At 67.0% G+C, this 13,829-nt stretch carries 14 protein-coding genes; 8 read left to right on the forward strand and 6 right to left on the reverse strand.

Annotated features, from left to right (window positions below):
- Positions 1 to 54 precede the first annotated feature (54 nt).
- The 3 genes from L8F96_RS01725 to L8F96_RS01735 are packed head-to-tail and all read right to left on the reverse strand — an operon-like array spanning position 55 to position 4,560.
- Positions 55 to 1,647: an AMP-binding protein gene (locus tag L8F96_RS01725; RefSeq protein ID WP_334654758.1), complete on the reverse strand. Its 1,593-nt coding sequence runs from the start codon at positions 1,645 to 1,647 to the stop codon at positions 55 to 57.
- The gene (locus L8F96_RS01730) at positions 1,644 to 3,242 is read right to left on the reverse strand and encodes an acyl-CoA synthetase (protein ID WP_046407570.1); all 1,599 of its coding nucleotides are present in this window, start codon (positions 3,240 to 3,242) and stop codon (positions 1,644 to 1,646) included. Before L8F96_RS01730 ends, L8F96_RS01725 begins: the two co-directional genes overlap by 4 nt.
- A gap of 58 nt (positions 3,243 to 3,300) precedes the next feature.
- Positions 3,301 to 4,560: an acetyl-CoA C-acetyltransferase gene (locus L8F96_RS01735; RefSeq protein WP_301090434.1), complete on the reverse strand. Its 1,260-nt coding sequence runs from the start codon at positions 4,558 to 4,560 to the stop codon at positions 3,301 to 3,303.
- Between the two features lie 86 nt (positions 4,561 to 4,646).
- Between L8F96_RS01735 and L8F96_RS01740 the strand changes: the two genes are divergently transcribed.
- The 3 genes from L8F96_RS01740 (at position 4,647) to L8F96_RS01750 (ending at position 7,909) form a co-directional block, all read left to right on the forward strand.
- Positions 4,647 to 5,228, forward strand: coding sequence for a TetR/AcrR family transcriptional regulator (locus tag L8F96_RS01740; RefSeq protein ID WP_046407568.1), 582 nt, complete (start codon positions 4,647 to 4,649; stop codon positions 5,226 to 5,228).
- Positions 5,225 to 6,184, forward strand: a complete 960-nt coding sequence (locus L8F96_RS01745) for an NADPH:quinone oxidoreductase family protein (protein WP_334654759.1) — start codon at positions 5,225 to 5,227, stop codon at positions 6,182 to 6,184. Before L8F96_RS01740 ends, L8F96_RS01745 begins: the two co-directional genes overlap by 4 nt.
- A gap of 108 nt (positions 6,185 to 6,292) precedes the next feature.
- A complete protein-coding gene (locus tag L8F96_RS01750) occupies positions 6,293 to 7,909 on the forward strand; it encodes a choline dehydrogenase (protein ID WP_334654760.1) in 1,617 nt (538 codons plus the stop codon).
- Positions 7,910 to 7,989: 80 nt separating this feature from the next.
- Here the strand turns inward: L8F96_RS01750 and L8F96_RS01755 are convergent, their stop codons facing one another.
- The 3 genes from L8F96_RS01755 to gap all read right to left on the reverse strand — a co-directional run bounded on the left by L8F96_RS01755 (position 7,990) and on the right by gap (position 10,692).
- Complete coding sequence (locus L8F96_RS01755) at positions 7,990 to 9,180, reverse strand: phosphoglycerate kinase (RefSeq protein WP_046407562.1); 1,191 nt, start codon at positions 9,178 to 9,180, stop codon at positions 7,990 to 7,992.
- Entirely contained in the window at positions 9,105 to 9,584 is a 480-nt protein-coding gene (locus tag L8F96_RS01760) for an MOSC domain-containing protein (RefSeq protein ID WP_222119823.1), read from the reverse strand. The genes L8F96_RS01755 and L8F96_RS01760 overlap by 76 nt, the downstream gene beginning before the upstream one ends.
- A 103-nt stretch (positions 9,585 to 9,687) precedes the next feature.
- A complete protein-coding gene (gene gap / locus L8F96_RS01765) occupies positions 9,688 to 10,692 on the reverse strand; it encodes a type I glyceraldehyde-3-phosphate dehydrogenase (RefSeq protein ID WP_046407557.1) in 1,005 nt (334 codons plus the stop codon).
- Between the two features lie 159 nt (positions 10,693 to 10,851).
- Here gap and L8F96_RS01770 point away from each other — a divergent pair, with 159 nt between their 5' ends.
- The 5 genes from L8F96_RS01770 to L8F96_RS01790 all read left to right on the forward strand — a co-directional run bounded on the left by L8F96_RS01770 (position 10,852) and on the right by L8F96_RS01790 (position 13,700).
- Complete coding sequence (locus L8F96_RS01770) at positions 10,852 to 11,055, forward strand: hypothetical protein (protein WP_136452053.1); 204 nt, start codon at positions 10,852 to 10,854, stop codon at positions 11,053 to 11,055.
- A complete protein-coding gene (zapA, locus tag L8F96_RS01775; protein ID WP_334654764.1) occupies positions 11,055 to 11,537 on the forward strand; it encodes a cell division protein ZapA in 483 nt (160 codons plus the stop codon). Before L8F96_RS01770 ends, zapA begins: the two co-directional genes overlap by 1 nt.
- 183 nt (positions 11,538 to 11,720) lie before the next feature.
- Entirely contained in the window at positions 11,721 to 12,272 is a 552-nt protein-coding gene (locus L8F96_RS01780; RefSeq protein ID WP_136452055.1) for a 5-formyltetrahydrofolate cyclo-ligase, read from the forward strand.
- Positions 12,269 to 12,475 carry a DUF2842 domain-containing protein gene (locus L8F96_RS01785; protein WP_334654766.1) on the forward strand — a complete coding sequence of 69 codons (207 nt, stop codon included), beginning with the start codon at positions 12,269 to 12,271 and terminating at the stop codon, positions 12,473 to 12,475. The genes L8F96_RS01780 and L8F96_RS01785 overlap by 4 nt, the downstream gene beginning before the upstream one ends.
- Positions 12,476 to 12,620: 145 nt before the next feature.
- Positions 12,621 to 13,700, forward strand: coding sequence for a PA0069 family radical SAM protein (locus L8F96_RS01790; protein ID WP_334654767.1), 1,080 nt, complete (start codon positions 12,621 to 12,623; stop codon positions 13,698 to 13,700).
- The last annotated feature ends 129 nt before the right edge of the window (positions 13,701 to 13,829 follow it).

Genomic DNA, 13,829 nt, shown 5'->3' on the forward strand with positions numbered 1-13,829 from the left:
GCAATGACTGGCGGGGCGGCCCTGCGCACAGGCGCAACGCCCCGCCCAACCCTGTCAGGCAACGCCCGCCAGCGCCTTTGCCTTGGCATAATCCGCCTTGCCATTGGGCGCGCGGAGCGACTGGTCGGTGGCGATGATCGTCTTGGGCAGCTTGTACCCCGCCAGCCGCTGGCGCAGCACGTCGCGCGCGGCATCCTCGTCAAAGCCGGTCGACTGCACGACGGCCGCAACCGCCTGCCCCCATTTCGGATCGGGCACACCGAACACCAGCGCGTCGTCCACCTTCGGGCACAGCTTCAGCGCCTCCTCGACTTCCTCGGGGAAGATCTTCTCGCCGGCCGAATTGATGCAGGCGGAACCACGGCCCAGCAGGATGACGCTGCCATCCTCCGCAACCTGCGCATAATCGCCCGACACGGTGTAGCGCACCCCGTCGATCAGCCGGAACGTGCGCGCGCTCTTCTCCGGGTCCTTGTGATATTCCACCGGATTGGGCGGCCCCAGCACGACCTTGCCGGTGACGCCCGACCCCGGCACCACATCCTTGTCGTCATCGTCGAGCACGCGGCACCGCGGGCCGACCACGAACTTGGCCGTCTCGACCGTCCCGTCCTTGGTGGTCAGCGACACGCCCATGCCGATCGCCTCGGAGGAGCTGAAATTGTCCTGGCACGTCGCCTCGGGCATGTGCCGGATCAGCCCGTCCTTCACGCCCTGCGTCCACATCACGCCCGACGAGTTGATCAGCCGCATCGCCGACACGTCCCACCGGCCGGGCTCGGCGTCGAGCGCTTCCAGGATCGGCCGCGCAAAGGCATCGCCCACCACCACCAGCCGGTTCGCCTGCCAGCGATGCATCGCGTCCAGCGCCTCCTCCGGCTGGAAGCTGCGGCTCGGCAACGTCGCGACGAACCCGCCCGCGAGCAGCGAGCCATAGGACGTCAGCAGCCCAGTCCCGTGCATCAGCGGCGGGCCGCAGACGGTGCGCGGATAATCGGGGTTCGCCGCCGCCATCGCCGCCGCTTCCTCGACCGTGGTCGGCACCGGCAGCCCCGCCGCCGCCGCCGCGCCATGCGCGATCGCGTTCAGGTCGGCATGGCTCCACACCACGCCCTTCGGCATCCCCGTAGTGCCGCCGGTATAGATGAAGAACCGGTCCTGCGGATCGCGCGCGATTTGCACCGGCGCGCCATCGCCGGCGACCAGATCCTCGAACGCCTCGGCGAAGGGCGGCAGACTTCCGGGATCGCCGCCGATCTCGACATAGCTGCGCACATGCGGCGAGCGGTCCACCACATCGGCCACGCAATCGCGCAGCCGCGCATCATAGACCAGCACCGTCGCGTCGCTGTCGGCGAGGATGTACGCCAGCTCCTCCGCGACATAGCGGTAGTTGACGTTGACGTGAGTCCCCCGCGCCTTCCAGCACGCCATCAGCGCGACCAGATAATCGGCCGAATTATAGGCGTAGAAGGCGAAGCGGTCGCCCGGCTTCAGCCCGCGGTCGATCAGCGCGCGCGCCAGGTTGTTCGACTGGACCCGCAGCCCGTCCCAGTCGATCACCTGCTCGCCATGGGCCAGCGCCACCCGGTCACCCGGCACTGCGGCTTCCACCGCCTCGATCAGGTCACCGAAGTTGAAGCTCATGCCGCCTGCTCCGAAGGGGCCGGCGCTGTCTCGGCGGGCTTCGTCTTGCCCCAATATTCGTCGCGTAGCAGCCGCTTGTATAGCTTGCCCGTGTCATGCCGCGGCAACTCGGCGCGGAAATCCCACCGCCGCGGGCATTTGACGTGACTGAGGTTCGCGCGGGCGAACTCCGCCAGCTCGCTCGCCAATGCTTCCTCATTCGCGCCCGGATCCTTGGGCTGGATCACCGCGACCACCTGCTCGCCCATCTCCTCGTGCGGCGCGCCGATCACCGCCACATCGGCGACCTTGGGATGCGTGATCAGCAAATTCTCGATCTCGGCCGGATAGATGTTCACCCCGCCCGAAATGATCATGAAGCTCTTGCGATCGGTGAGGTAGAGATACCCCTCCTCGTCCATCCAGCCCACATCGCCCAGCGTGGTCCAGCCCTTGGCGTTGGTGCTGTCCTTCGTCTTCTCGGGATCGTTGTGATAGCTGAACGGCGCGGCACCGGTCGGGTTCAGGTCCGTCACCGGCGCCTCGAAATAGATCGTGCCCTCGGTCCGCGGCGGCACTTCGTTGCCGTCCTCGTCGCAGATGTGGGTGATCGTGGTCAGATTGCGACCGACCGATCCCTTGTGCGTCAGCCACTCGGGCGACAGGATGTTGTGGAAACCATTACCCTCGGTCCCGGCATAATATTCGCCGATGATCGGGCCCCACCACTCGATCATCGCCTCCTTGACGGGGATCGGGCACGGCGCGGCGGCATGCCACACCGCCTTCAACGAGGAGACGTCGTACTTCCGCCGCACGTCCTCGGGCAGCTTCAGCATACGGATGAAGTGCGTCGGCACCCATTGCGCATGGGTCACCTTGTACGTCTCGATCGCCTCCAGCGCCTTTTCGGGATCGTAGCGTTCCATCACCACCACGGTGCCGCCCAACTGCTGCACCGCCATCGACCAGCGCAGCGGCGCGGCGTGATACAGCGGCGCGGGCGACAGATAGACCATGTCCGGGTTGAAGCCGTACAGCCCCTGCCCGATCATCATCAGCGGGGAGACATTCTCGCCATAGGGCTCTTCGGGCAATGCGAAGCGCACGCCCTTGGGCTTGCCGGTCGTGCCGGAGGAATACAGCATGATCTGCCCCGGCGACGGATCGGCGATCGGCGTGGTCGGCTGGCTGGCGCAGGCCTCTTCCCAGCTCTGATAACCCTCGATCGTACCGTCGACCATGTAATGGACCAGATCGCCGATCAGCGGCAGCACGGCCTCCGCACAGGCGGCGCACCCCTTGGACGCGATGAACACGCGGCAGTCGCCGTCACGGACGATATATTCCGCCTCGCCGGCCATCAGCTTGGACGAGATGCAGGTGAGATAGACGCCGGCGCGCTCGGCCGCCCAGGCGACCTCGAAATAGCGCGGCGAATTGTCCATCATCATCGCCATCGCGTCGCCCCGCTTCAGGCCCAGCGATCGGATCAGATGCGCACCCTGGTTCGCGCGCGCATCGAGCTGGGCGAAAGTGACCGTCTCGCCGGTCCCCGCCATCACATAGGCGGCTTTGTCGGGCGTGGCGGCGGCATGTTTGTACGGGTGCGTCATCATTCTCTCCGCCGCGGCGGGCGCTCTCGGCCCGCTCGCGGTCTTGCTTCTGCTGTGATCAGGCGGCCAGGCGTTCGACGATGATCGCCGGCGCCATGCCACCTGCGGCACACATGGTGACGAGGCCATAGCGCTTTTCCTGGCGCTCCAGCTCGTCGACGATGGTGCCGATCAGGATCGATCCGGTCGCGCCGATCGGGTGGCCGAGCGCAATCGAACCGCCGTTCACGTTCACCTTGTCACGCGGCAGTTCGAGGTCGCGGATGAACTTCTCGGAAACCACCGCGAAGGCCTCGTTGATTTCCCAGAGGTCGATGTCCTCCTTCGTGAGGCCCGCCTTCTCCAGCACCTTCTTCGCCGCCGGCACCGGCGCGTTCAGCATCAGCGTGGGATCATCGCCGACGTTCGCCATCGCCACGATCCGCGCGCGCGGCTTCCAGCCCATCTTCTCGGCATATTCCTTGGACGCGAGCAGCACTGCCGCCGCGCCGTCGACCACGCCCGACGAATTGCCGGCATGGTGGAAATGCTGGATCTCCAGATCCGGATACTTGCGGTTGATCTGCTTGCGGAACGTGTCGCCCGCCTTGTTGTACGGCATGTCGGCCAGCGCCGCGAAGGACGGCTTCAGGCTGGCGAGCCCTTCCGCCGTGGTCTGCGGACGCGGGAATTCGTCATGGTCGAGGACCACATTGCCCTCGTCGTCCAGCACCGGCACGATCGACTTGTTGAACCGGCCCTCGGCGATCGCCTTGGCCGCCTTCTGCTGGCTTTCGAGGCCCGCATTGTCGAGCTGCTCGCGCGTGAAGCCTTCCATGCTGGCGATCGCGTCGCCGCAAATGCCCTGGTGCGACTGCGGGTGGCTCAGGTTCAGCCGCTCGTTGCCCGAGCCCATGCCCAGCGGCGCCTTGCCGCTTTCCATGTCCTCCTGGCTCATCGCCGCGGTCAGGCTCATCATCTCGGTGCCGCCGGCAATGACGAGGTCTTCCATGCCGCTCATGATCTGCGCCGCAGCGAAGTTCACCGCGGTGATGCCGCCGCCGCAGAACCGGTCCAGCGTGGTGCCCGACGCCTTGACGTCATAGCCCGCGTCCAGCGCCGCCATGCGGCCCATGTCCCCGCCCTGCTTGCCGCGCTGCGAGCTGGTCGACCAGATGATGTCGTCCACCTCGGCGGTGTTCAGGTTGTTGCGCTCCTTCAGCGCCTTCAGCACGGTGGCGGCGAGATGCTGCGGGTGCATGTGCGCCAGCGCGCCCTTGCCCTGCTTCCCGATCCCGCGCGGCGTACGGACGGCGTCGATGATGTAAGCGTCGGCCATTGCTTCCAAACCTCTCCAAGAATCTCACCCCGACCGGCCCTTTACCGGCGCGGATTTCCGGCATAACCTTCGTTATGGTAGACAGGATGTCAAGCGTGCCGCCCGCCGCTTCAGCACCGGTGGTTGCGCCGCGCTCAACCGATCTCACGCCACGCGATTGGCTGGAGGCGGGTCAGTCGCTGCTGCGCCGCGGCGGGCTGCGCGCGCTCAAGCTGCGCCCCTTGGCGGAGGAGCTGAAGGTCTCGACCGGCAGCTTCTATCACCATTTCCGCGACTTCGATGATTACCAGGGGAAGCTCGCGGCCTATTTCGCGGAGGATCAGGTCAGCGATCTCATCGCCGCGCTCGAACGCGCCACGCCCGAACCGATCGACCGCATCCGGCTGCTCGGGCAGACGGTGCGCCGGCGCGGCTCGTCGCGAATCGCGGTGGCGATGCGCGCCTGGGCGGAAAGCGACCCGCGCGCCCGTGTCGCGGTGGAACGCCATGACGAACTGATGCTCGATTTCCTCGCCCGGAACCTCATGGCCACTGGCTTCAGCCGCGAGGAGGCGGAGATACGCGCCTACGGCCTCATCACCCTCGGCCTCAGCAAGGTGCACGCCCCGCACCTTGAAATGTCGAGCCTGTTCGAATCCCTGCTCGACATCCTGGTGGCGCGTCCGTGAGGGCATTGGTCGTCTCACAGCTTTCGCCTGACCTGTCGGGCACCGCGCTTCGTGACGTGCCCGATCCCGTGGCCACGCCGGGCAAGGTGCTGATCCGCGTCAAGGCCGCGGCGCTGAACTTCCCCGACCTGTTGATGACCCGCGGCGAATATCAGCTGAAACCACCGCTCCCCTTCGCCCCCGGCATGGAGGTGGCAGGAGAGGTCGTCAGCGGCGACGGCTTCACCCCGGGCGACGCAGTCGTCGCCGGCACGCGGCTCGGCGGCTTTGCCGATATGGTTCTGATCGATGCCGCAGCGGTCCGTCCCAAGCCGCCGCACCTCTCCTTTGCGCAGGCCGCCGGCGTCGGCGCTGCCTATCTCACCGCTTATGTCGCGCTCGTCCGGCTGGCGAAGGTACAGGCGGGCGAATGGGTGCTCGTCCACGGGGCGACCGGCGGCGTCGGGTTGGCGGCGGTCGATCTCGCCAAGGGGCTCGGCGCGCGCGTCATCGCCACCTCCCGCTCGCCCGAGAAGCTCGCCGTGCTGGCGGAGGAATATGGCGTCGACGCCACCCTCCCCGCGCCCGGTTTTCGCGACGCGGTGAAGGAACTCACCGGCGGCGGCGCTGACGTGATCTACGATCCCGTGGGCGGCGACGTATTCGACGAATCGGTCCGCTCGATCGCCTTTGGCGGCCGGCTGTGCGTGGTCGGCTTCACCTCGGGCCGCATCGCCAGCGTCTCCACCAACATGCCGCTGATCAAGGGCTTCTCCGTCATCGGCGTGCGCGCCGGCGAATATGGCCGGCAATTCCCCGACAAGGGCCGCGAGAACCAGGAAGCGATCTGGGCGCTCGCCAGCGAAGGCCGCATCCGCCCGCGCGTCCATGCCGAATATCCGCTGGCCGGCTGGCGGGCCGCGTTCGACGCGATGGCGCGCAGCGACATGGTGGGAAAGATCGTCCTCGTGCCCTGAACGGGCCACGTCCGGGCTGGCATCGCCACCGCGACTTCAATAGCATCATCAAGCCAACAAGAATCCCGCCCAACGGGATCGCAGAACAGAAAAAAGTGGAGAGGCAAGATGCCCGGTTTCGATTACGTCATCATCGGCGGGGGTTCGGCCGGCTGCGCGCTGGCGGCACGGCTCAGTGAGGATCCCGCGGTCAGTGTCTGCCTGCTCGAGGCGGGCGGCCCGAACAAGGAATTGCTGGTCAGGATGCCGGCCGGGGTCGGCAGCCTGATCAAGGCCAAGGGCAAGCACAACTGGGGCTTCTGGACCGAGCCCGAACCGCATCTCGACAACCGCCGCCTGTGGTGGCCGCGCGGCAAGGGGCTGGGCGGATCCTCCTCGATCAACGGCATGGTCTACACCCGCGGCCATCCGCAGGATTTCGACGAATGGCGCCAGATGGGGCTGGCTGGCTGGTCCTGGTCCGATGTCCTGCCCTATTTCCGCAAGCTGGAGGGGCATCACCGCGGCGGCGACCATCACGGCGCGGACGGCCCGCTCACCGTCTCGCCGGGTGAAAGCGACAGCCCGTTCCACGACGCGCTGGTCGAGGCCGGGGTGCAGGCCGGCTATCGCTCGTGCGACAATTTCAACGGCGCCGACCAGGAAGGCTTCGGCCGCTACGACCTGACGATCGCCAATGGCCAGCGCTGGTCCACCGCCGCCGCCTATCTGCGCCCGGTGCAGCATCGCAAGAACCTGACCGTCATCACCGACGCGCGCACCACCGGCATTGTCGTCGCGGGCGGCCGGGCGGTCGCGGTCACCTACCTCCACGGCAGCCAGCCCGAGCGGGTCGAGGTCGCGGGCGAGGCGATCCTGTGCGCCGGCGCGGTGCAGAGCCCGCAGATCCTCCAGCTCTCCGGCATCGGCAACGCCGCGCAGCTGCGCGAGGTCGGCGTAGGCCCGGTGCACGACCTCCCCGGCGTCGGCGAGAATCTGCAGGACCATCTCGACATCATCATGAGCTGGCACAGCAAGGGCCTGCTCACCGCCTACTCACAGACCAAGGGGCTGGGCCAGCTTCGCGTCGGCCTCGAATATCTCCTGCGCGGCACCGGCCTCGGGCGTCAGCAGTTCCTCGAATCCGGCGCCTTCCTCTGCTCGCGCGAGGGGCTGTCGCGCCCCGACGTGCAGATCCACGGCGTGCTCGCGATCATGAAGGATCACGGCAAGACGCGCATCAAATCGGACGGCTTCTCGCTCCATTTGTGCCAGCTGCGCCCGGAGAGCCGCGGCCGCATCACCATCGGCTCGGATGATCCGACCGCCGATCCGCTGATCTACGCCAATTACCTCGCGAGTGAGGTGGACCGCCGCGTCATGCGCGATTGCGTCCATATGGGGCGCGAAATCGCCTATCAGGCGGCGCTCGATCCCTATCGCGGCGCCGAATATGCGCCCGGCCGCGACGTCCAGACCGACGATCAGATCGACGCCTGGATCCGCGCCAATGCCGAAACGATCTACCACCCCGTCGGCACGTGCAAGATGGGCACCGATGGCGATCCGATGGCGGTGGTCGATGAGAAACTGCGCGTGCGCGGCCTCACTGGCCTTCGCGTGGTCGACGCTTCGGTCATGCCGACGCTGGTGGGATCGAACACCAATGCACCGACGATCATGATCGCGGAGAAGGCCGCCGACATGATCCGCGGCGTGGAGCGGCCGGCCGCGCTCGCGGCCTGACCGATCGGCCGCTCCCCGGATCATGTCCGGGGAGCGGCCAGTCTCGTCAGCGCATCAGTTTCGTCAGCGCATCAGTTTCGTCAGCGCATCAGCGCCGCAACACCCGGCAGCTCGCGCCCTTCCATCCATTCCAGGAACGCGCCGCCCGCGGTCGAGACGAAGGTGAAATCGTCCGCCACGCCGGCATGGTTCAGCGCCGCGACGGTATCGCCGCCGCCGGCGACCGATACCAGGCTGCCGTCAACCGTCAGCGCCGCCGCCGTCTTGGCCAGCGCGACCGTCGCCGCATCGAACGGCGGCGTCTCGAACGCGCCCAGCGGCCCGTTCCATACCAAGGTGCGGCAATTCTTCAGCACGTCCCCCAGCGCCTCGACCGCGGCGGGCCCGACGTCGAGGATCATCTCGTCCGCGGCCACCTCATGCACGTTCACCGTGCGCGTCGGCGGGTTCGGCTTGAACTCCTTGGCGACCACCACGTCATAGGGCAGATGCACGGTGCAGCCGGCGCGATCGGCCGCTTCCATGATCTCGTCCGCGGTGCCGGTCAGGTCATGCTCGCACAGGCTCTTGCCGACATTGACGCCGCGCGCCGCCAGGAAGGTGTTGGCCATCCCGCCGCCGATGATCAGGTGATCGACCTTGCCCACGAGGTGCTTCAGCACCGCGAGCTTGGTCGACACCTTGGCCCCGCCGACCACGGCCGCCACCGGATGCTCAGGCTCGCCCAGCGCCTTCTGCAGCGCGTCCAGCTCCGCCTCCATCGCCCGACCGGCATAGGCCGGCAGCTTGTGCGCCAGCCCCTCGGTCGAGGCGTGCGCGCGGTGCGCCGCCGAAAAGGCGTCGTTGACGTAGATGTCGCCCAGCGCGGCAAAGCGATCGACCACCGCCGGATCGTTCTTTTCCTCGCCGCCGAAGAAGCGCGTATTCTCCAGCACCGCGATATCGCCCGGCTGGAGCATCGCGACATTCGCCGCATCGCCTTCCCAGTCGATATAGCGCACCGGGCGGCCCAGCACCGCCTCATAGGGCTTCACGATCTGCGCCAGCGACAATTCGGGGCTCGGCACGCCCTTGGGACGGCCGAAATGCGCCAGGATCAGCACGATCGCGCCCTTGTCGGCCAGCTCGCTGACCGTCGCCACGGTGGCGCGCAGCCGCGTGTCGTCGGTCACCTGCCCGTCGGCAAAGGGAACGTTCAGGTCCTCGCGGACGAGTACGCGCTTTCCGCGGATGTCACCGATATCGTCGAGCGTCCGGAATGACTTGGCCATGATTCCTCGATCCTGATTGCATCACCGACGGCAATATGGCCGCCCTTTATCACCATCGCGCACGCACCGCCGCGCCAATCGGGGGTCAGCGCCGCGCGCAACCCGTCGGCCAGCGCTTCCATCCGTTCGCACGGATCGCATTCGCGCGTGATCTCCAGGATCACGTCCGCGCCGATCCGCACCCGGCAGCCCGCCGTCTGCGGCAGGTCGAACCCGTCGACCAGCAGGTTCGCGCGCCGTTCTTCCCAGCCGATGGCGTGCGCGACTTCCGCCATCGCCCGGTCCCAGTCGCCGCGCTCGATCAGGGTGATCTGCCGCTTGTACGGCTTGCCCTTCATCGCGCCGCGAAAATCACCGACGATGCCGCCCTCGGGCGTCACCTCGGCATTGGTCAACACCTCCATGGGTGCTCGCGATCGCGCATGGCGCGCGATTCCAACAAGGATCCCGTTTGCCATGCGCGTATCGCGTGACCACCCCGGCGTGGCGCCGGGGCGGCCCGACGGATCAGCCCAGCTTCGCCATCAGGGTCGCGGTGTCGACCATGCGGTTCGAGAAGCCCCATTCATTGTCGTACCAGCTGACCACGCGGACCAGCTTGCCGTCGATCACTGCCGTCTCCAGGCTATCGACGGTCGACGAATAAGGCGTGTGAACGATGTCGATCGACACCAGCGGCTCGTCGGAGAAGTGCAGCACGCCCTCCATCGGGCCTTCCGCCGCCGCCTTCAGCAGCGCGTTGACTTCCTCGACGCTGGTGTCGCGCTTCGGCGTGAAGGTCAGGTCGACCAGGCTGCCGTCCGGCACCGGCACGCGGATCGCCGAACCGTCCAGCTTGCCCTTCAGCTCCGGCAGCACCTCGCCCACCGCGCGCGCCGCGCCCGTGGTGGTCGGGATCATGCTCATCGCCGCGGCGCGTGCGCGGCGCAGGTCCGGGTGGATCTGGTCGAGGATCTTCTGGTCGTTGGTATAGGCGTGAACGGTGGTCATCAGGCCACGCTCGATGCCGATGGCATCGTTCAGCACCTTGGCGACCGGCGCCAGGCAGTTGGTGGTGCACGATGCGTTGGACACGATCGTGTGGCCGGCCTCCAGCTTGTCATGGTTGACGCCATACACGACGGTAAGGTCGACATGCTTGCCGGGGGCGGAGATCAGCACCTTCTTGGCGCCTGCCGCAATGTGCTTTTCGCACGATGCGCGATCGGTGAAGAAGCCGGTGCATTCCAGCACCAGGTCGACGCCCAGTTCCTTGTGCGGCAGGTTCGCCGGGTCGCGCTCCGCGGTCACGCGGATGTGCTTGCCGTCGATGACCAGGTCGTTGCCGACCGCCTCGACGGTGCCCGGATACTTGCCGTGAACGCTGTCACGGCTGAACAGCCATGCGTTGGACTTGGCATCGGCGAGATCGTTGATCGCCACCAGTTCGAGATCGCTGCCGCCGCGCTCCAGCATCGCACGTGCCACCAAGCGTCCGATGCGGCCGAAGCCGTTGATCGCAACCTTCGTCATAATGCCGACTCACCTCTCGTTCAGATTTTGCCGCGCTGTCGCAAGAGAAGCATGATGCGTCAACCGGACGGCCGCCAGCTGTGGGTTACGCGCACAAGCCCAGGGGTTGCCGTTGCGGCACCGCGATCCTAATCCGGTCCCATGACACAAAGCGACGCTGTGACGCGGATTCATGCCGCGATCAGGCGCATCGAGGCGGCCATGGACAGCCGTGAGCAGCAGACCGAGACATTGCGCAAGCGGCACGCCGCCTTGCGTGGCGAGGTCGCGCAGGCGGTCGCCGCGATCGACGCACTGGTCGCCGCGCAGGACGCCACTGATCAGGACAGCACTGGCGATGCCGCGCCGGAGGGCGATCGCTGATGGCGCGCGTATCCCTCGACATCGGCGGCACGCGCTGGACGGTCAACACCCGAGAGGGCGGCGAGGCGGAGGTGCAGCGCCTCGGCCGGATCGTGGCGGAACGCTGGCCGCAGGCGCTGCGCGCGGCCGGCGACGGCGGCATCCCGCAGGCGCTGCTCCTCACCGCGCTGATGCTCGCCGACGAGGTGAGCGAGGCGCAGGCGCAGCTCGCCAATCAGGCCACCCGGCTGGAGGCACAATCCGTCCAGATCGAGGAGCAATCGGCGCTGCTCGATGCGCAGGCGTCGCAGCTGGAGGAACAATCCGCCCTGCTCGATGCGCAAACCGCGCAGTTCAACGATCAGGCGGCGCAGCTGGCGACGCCGTCCGTTCCATCCGACAGCGCGCAGGCCGAGGCGGTCGACCTCGATACGCTCGTCGCAATCGCCGAACGGTTGGAAGGATTGGCGGAGGCCCTTGAGCAACCCGCCCCGAATGACTAGTTTGGTCGTGACGGGTACTGCCCGGTACGAGCCTAGACTTATCCCTGAGGCTATTCATCATCCATGGGGGCTGTCCCTGCCCGGGCCCTGGCCCGACGCACATGGTCCCCACCTGACGTACTGGGCGTCAGTGGATATCCCGGCAAACGGCCATGGCGGTCCCGTCACCCGCCCCCGTGCATCATGAACGACGCGCCGCTGGACAAGCAGGCGCTGCGCCGCGCCGCCCGATCTGCGCGCCAGGCGCTCGGCCCTCATCCGCCGATCATCGCACCGCCACCGCCCTTCACCGCGTTGCTCGCGCCGGGAATGATCGTCGCCAGCTATGTGCCCGTCGGCAGCGAGGCGGATCCCACCGCTCTGGTCAGCGCGGCGCGCGCGGCGGGATGCCGGATCGCGCTGCCGCATGTGATTGATCGCGAAACACCGCTTCGCTTCCTCGAATGGCAGCATGACGCGCCGCTCGCGACCGGCCCGTTCCGCCTTCGCCAGCCCGACGCCGATGCGCCCGAACTGGTGCCCGACCTGATCCTCACACCATTGGTCGCGTTCGATCGGACGCTCGCCCGGCTCGGCCAGGGTGCCGGCCATTACGATCGCGCCTTTGCCGCCTACCCGAATGCGCACCGCATCGGGGTTGCCTTTTCGGTGCAGGAGGTCGAACGGCTCCCGGTCGATCCGTGGGACGTCCCGCTCCACGCGATCATCACCGAACAGGAATGGATCACGTCATGACGCCGTCCTGGCGCAAGCCGGTGGGGATGCTCGCCATCCTCCTTCTCATCACCGTCTGGTGCGCGCTGATCGTCAGCCTTTCCAGCACCGTCGGCGAATGGCACGCGCTGGTGCAGGCGCTGTTCTACGTGGTGGCCGGCATCATCTGGATCGCGCCGCTCAAGCCGTTGCTGCGCTGGATGGAAACCGGCCGCTGGCGCTGACCTGATCACCGCGGGGCGGTTCTTCCCGACTGCTGGCCACGCTCGGGCGATCGCTGGCCGAATTTAGCCGGAGACAGGCCGGCCTTCGCCGACTTCAGCGCTTTATGTTCCGTCTTTGTTCCGCTATATCGTGGTTCGGACGATCATGCGCAAACCACGCCCCCATCGCGGCGCGACCATCAACCCGGTCAGCGATCGCTTCAACCTCGCCGCGCGAGAGGCCGACGGCGACTGGCTCGACATGCGCGACATGATCGACGGCCCGCCCCCACCCGTCCGCACCACCGTCCAGCAACTGTCGGCCAAGACGATCATTTCACACAATAAAAGCCCCGATATCCCGTTCGATCGCAGCATCAATCCCTATATCGGCTGCGAACACGGCTGCATCTATTGTTTCGCCCGTCCCACCCATGCCTTCCATGATCTATCGCCCGGCATCGATTTCGAAACCAAACTCTTCGCCAAACCTGACGCACCCCGCCTGCTGCGCGAGGAACTTGCCAAACCCTCCTACCGCTGCGCCCCCATTGCGCTGGGCACCAACACCGATCCCTACCAGCCGATCGAGGCGCACTGGCAGATCATGCGCGGCATCATCGAGGTGCTTTCGGCCTGCAGTCATCCGCTTGTAATCACGACCAAATCTGACCGCGTGGTGCGCGACATCGACCTGCTCGCCCTCATGGCCGAGCGCAATCTGGTCAGCGTCGCCATCTCCGTCACTTCGCTCGATCCACGGATCGCCATGACGATCGAACCTCGTGCGCCGCATCCCGAACGCCGCCTCGCCGCGGTCACGAAACTGACCACCGCAGGCATTCCCACCTACGTCAACATGGCCCCCGTTATCCCCGCCATCACCGATCATGAGGTGGAGACGATCGTCGCGCGCGCCGCGGCGGCTGGCGCGCTGGATGTGTCGTTCATCCCCGTGCGGCTGCCTTGGGAGGTCGCTCCGCTGTTCCGCGCGTGGCTCGACGAATACTACCCCGATCGCGCGGCCAAGGTGATGGCGACGATCGCCTCGCTGCGTGGTGGCAGGGACAATGACCCCGCATTCTTCTCACGAATGCGAGGGCAAGGTCCGTGGGCAGACCTCCTCCGCACGCGCTTCGACATCGCGCGGCGGCGGCACGGCATCGTCCGTCGCGCCGAGCGCCTTGGGCTCAGGACCGACCTGTTCCGACCACCACCGGGCGCCCAGGGCGATTTGTTCGGCTGAGCGTCGCCACCGATCAGAACCGCATGGAGGCGCTCACGAAAATTTTTGCCCGGTTGGGACTGAACTCCCGCATTGCCTCAGCCGGGCTGGTTGGAGCAGCGAGCAGACCGGCTGGGCCCCGCTTACCGC

The sequence above is a fragment of the Sphingomonas panaciterrae genome, from assembly GCF_036890205.1.
GTDB classification, from domain to species: Bacteria; Pseudomonadota; Alphaproteobacteria; order Sphingomonadales; family Sphingomonadaceae; genus Sphingomonas; species Sphingomonas panaciterrae.

Excerpts from the sequence above, each read along its gene's own strand:
- zapA (WP_334654764.1), top strand. The coding sequence starts at position 11,055 with ATGGCGCGCGTATCCCTCGACATCGGCGGCACGCGCTGGACGGTCAAC.
- L8F96_RS01785 (WP_334654766.1), top strand. The coding sequence starts at position 12,269 with ATGACGCCGTCCTGGCGCAAGCCGGTGGGGATGCTCGCCATCCTCCTT.
- L8F96_RS01790 (WP_334654767.1), top strand. The coding sequence starts at position 12,621 with ATGCGCAAACCACGCCCCCATCGCGGCGCGACCATCAACCCGGTCAGC.
- L8F96_RS01740 (WP_046407568.1), top strand. The coding sequence starts at position 4,647 with ATGTCAAGCGTGCCGCCCGCCGCTTCAGCACCGGTGGTTGCGCCGCGC.
- L8F96_RS01725 (WP_334654758.1), bottom strand. The coding sequence starts at position 1,647 with ATGAGCTTCAACTTCGGTGACCTGATCGAGGCGGTGGAAGCCGCAGTG.
- L8F96_RS01750 (WP_334654760.1), top strand. The coding sequence starts at position 6,293 with ATGCCCGGTTTCGATTACGTCATCATCGGCGGGGGTTCGGCCGGCTGC.
- gap (WP_046407557.1), bottom strand. The coding sequence starts at position 10,692 with ATGACGAAGGTTGCGATCAACGGCTTCGGCCGCATCGGACGCTTGGTG.
- L8F96_RS01755 (WP_046407562.1), bottom strand. The coding sequence starts at position 9,180 with ATGGCCAAGTCATTCCGGACGCTCGACGATATCGGTGACATCCGCGGA.
- L8F96_RS01780 (WP_136452055.1), top strand. The coding sequence starts at position 11,721 with ATGAACGACGCGCCGCTGGACAAGCAGGCGCTGCGCCGCGCCGCCCGA.
- L8F96_RS01730 (WP_046407570.1), bottom strand. The coding sequence starts at position 3,242 with ATGACGCACCCGTACAAACATGCCGCCGCCACGCCCGACAAAGCCGCC.
- L8F96_RS01735 (WP_301090434.1), bottom strand. The coding sequence starts at position 4,560 with ATGGCCGACGCTTACATCATCGACGCCGTCCGTACGCCGCGCGGGATC.
- L8F96_RS01760 (WP_222119823.1), bottom strand. The coding sequence starts at position 9,584 with ATGGAGGTGTTGACCAATGCCGAGGTGACGCCCGAGGGCGGCATCGTC.